This window comes from Bartonella sp. MR168JLCBS (genome assembly GCF_042194175.1).
On record NZ_JBHIMP010000461.1, the window covers coordinates 1 to 312 of the forward strand.

Genomic DNA, 312 nt, shown 5'->3' on the forward strand with positions numbered 1-312 from the left:
CGTGCTTAATTTTTCTCATGATTTTTCCCATCAAAATATATCAACTGAATTTCACACAGAAAATGGTCCATTTACACAAGTTCCACTACCAGGACACAGATCCAGTCTTGTATGGGTTGTTCATCCTTCTCGTGCTGAAGAACTGTTGCATCTAGGGTCAAAAAAAATTGCAAAAGTGATCGAAAATCAGATACAGTCAATGCTTGGAAAGTTGACACTAGAAACACCAATTCAAGCATGGCCGCTTTCAGGACTTATTTCTCACCATTTTGCCGCCAATCGGACGATTTTAGTGGGTGAAGCAGCCCATGT

At 40.4% G+C, this 312-nt stretch carries 1 pseudogene; it reads left to right on the forward strand.

Annotated features, from left to right (window positions below):
- Window positions 1–312, forward strand: a pseudogene (locus ACFIK8_RS11975) (UbiH/UbiF family hydroxylase); the annotation flags it as partial.